The organism is Desulfofundulus sp. (assembly GCF_049701015.1).
GTDB lineage: Bacteria > Bacillota > Desulfotomaculia > Desulfotomaculales > Desulfovirgulaceae > Desulfofundulus.
Map to the genome: position 1 here is coordinate 1 of NZ_JBNATZ010000338.1, position 2,249 is coordinate 2,249.

At 61.3% G+C, this 2,249-nt stretch carries 2 protein-coding genes and 1 pseudogene; all 3 read right to left on the reverse strand.

Features of this window, described 5'->3' with window-relative positions; all coding sequences use genetic code 11:
• Positions 1-514 (reverse strand): annotated as a pseudogene (locus ACPLUI_RS14065) (molybdopterin biosynthesis protein); the annotation flags it as partial.
• 6 nt (positions 515-520) lie between these two features.
• A complete protein-coding gene (gene glp, locus ACPLUI_RS14070) occupies positions 521-1,753 on the reverse strand; it encodes a gephyrin-like molybdotransferase Glp (protein ID WP_424660870.1) in 1,233 nt (410 codons plus the stop codon).
• An 84-nt stretch (positions 1,754-1,837) separates the two neighbouring features.
• A partial coding sequence (locus ACPLUI_RS14075; protein ID WP_424660871.1) for an ABC transporter permease occupies positions 1,838-2,249 on the reverse strand: 412 nt, incomplete at its 5' end.

Genomic DNA, 2,249 nt, shown 5'->3' on the forward strand with positions numbered 1-2,249 from the left:
CCGCCAGGAGCCCCCCGATGTCCATGGGGCGCACCCGGTGATTGGCGGGAACGATCATCTCCGTAGCAACTATATCTTCCCCTATGGGCCGTACGTGCTGCCAGGGATAAACCGGCTGTGTAATTTCAATGACCTCCGGGGAGACAAAATGCACGTCCTCCACCATGATCACCGCGTCGCACCCTTCGGGGAGGGGATCACCCGTATCAACCATGACGGCCTCGCTGCCCACAGCGAGCCGCCTGGGAGCAGTTTCAGAAGCACCAAAAGTAAGGGCAGCCCTGACCGCGTAGCCGTCCATGGCCGCCGCGTGGTAATGGGGCGAAGACACCCGGGCATAAACGGGAGCCGCCGTCACCCGGTCCCGGGCTTCCTCCACCGCCACCACCTCGGGCGGGCCGGGATTGAGCGCCCCCTTTTGCTCAAGGTAAGCCATGTATTCTTCCAGAGCTTCTTCCCAGGGCCGGTCATCCAGATAAACGTCCCGTTTCCCCGTGACCTTAGACAACGCCATCACTCCTCAAAAAAGTTTGACCTCCACCCATTCGCCTGCTTCCACACCTTCTTTACCCGCCGGGATGCGGGCCAGCCCGTCGGCACGAACCATAGTGGTAATCAGGCCCGATTTGCCCAGCACGGGCTCCGCGTGGAGCTCCCCGCCCTGCAAGCGCAGTTTCACACGTATGAAATCCTCCCGCCCCGCGGCGGAACGCAAATTGCGGGTTACCCGCGCTTTCAAGGGGAATTCCCAGAAGCTTTCCTGAGGGTAACTGTAAGATCTGATCAAAGGGGCCACCAGCAGTTCAAAGACCACCAGGGCCGAGGCGGGATGCCCGTGCAGCCCGAAGACCGGTTTGCCGTTGACCACCGCCCCCACGGAGGGCTTGCCGGGTTTCAGGGAAATTCCGTGAAATAACACTCCCGGCCGCCCCAGGGAATCAATCACCCGGGCCGCCACGTCCCGGGTACCCACCGAACTACCCCCGGAGAGCAGCACCATATCGTTTTCAGAAAGGGCCCGGGCCAGCCGGTCCTGCAGCTGGTGAAAGTCGTCCCGGACAATGCCGTACAGGAGTGGCTCGCCGCCACAGGCGGCCACCGCCCCCGAAAGGGTATAGGAATTGATGTCCCGCACCTGGGCCGGGGCCGGTTTTTCTGCCGGAGAGACCACTTCATCGCCGGTGGAAATGATACCCACCCTTAAGGGACGTCTTACTTCCACTGCCACAACCCCGGCCGCGGCCAGTATCCCCAGGTCCTGCGGCCGCAGGCGGTGCCCCGCCGGCAGCACCACGCTACCCGCCGAAACATCCTCACCCCGGCGGACGACGTTTTCCCCGGGTGCCACCGGCCTGGTAACGCCAATGGTCCTGTCATCCAGTTCCTCGGTATGCTCCACCATCACCACCGCGTCGGCGCCCGCGGGCAGCATCCCGCCGGTGGCAATGCGCCAGGCCTGACCCGGCTTTAAATCCCTGTCCGGCGCCACACCCATCAGGACTTCACCTGCCACCTCCAGATAGGCGGGCAGGCCCTCGGAAGCTCCAAAAGTATCCTTTGCCCGCACGGCAAAACCGTCCATGGTAGAACGGTCAAAACCCGGTACATCGTCAACGGCCACCACATCATGTAAAAGACAACGGTTGAGAGCGGACAACAATGGGACTTTTTCCCCATCCCGCGGAAACGAGACATGATTTAAAACCCTTTCCCGCGCCTCTTTAATGGTAACTGCCTGGAATAATTCCTTCATTTGCATTTTCTCTCCTCAAAATGCAACACTATGGCAACGCTGTCGGGGCGACGGTCGCCCCCGCCGCGTTCATCGCTCCGATCTTCAAGCATGGCTGCCGCGCTGCTGGGCCATGGTTAATATAGCAGTAATACCGTAAGCCAGGAGCAACAAAATGATGCTCAAGGCGGTGGCCAGCTCATACTTGCCCTGGCCCACTGCCAGTACCGTGGCCGTCGTAAGCACCCGTGTGCTACCGGCAATGTTGCCGCCGACCATCATGGAGGCGCCCACTTCGGATATCACGCCACCAAACCCGGCTATCACCGCGGCCAGCAAACCCAGCCGGGCCTCCCGCACCAGAAGCCACAGCAATTGACACCGGGAAGCCCCCAGGGCCAGAATCTGCAAGGGAATCTTCGGGTTGAGAGATTGCATGGCAGCCACGGTAAAACCCGCCACGATAGGGGAAGCAATAATGGCCTGGGCCACCACCATGGCCGCCGGTGTATAAAGG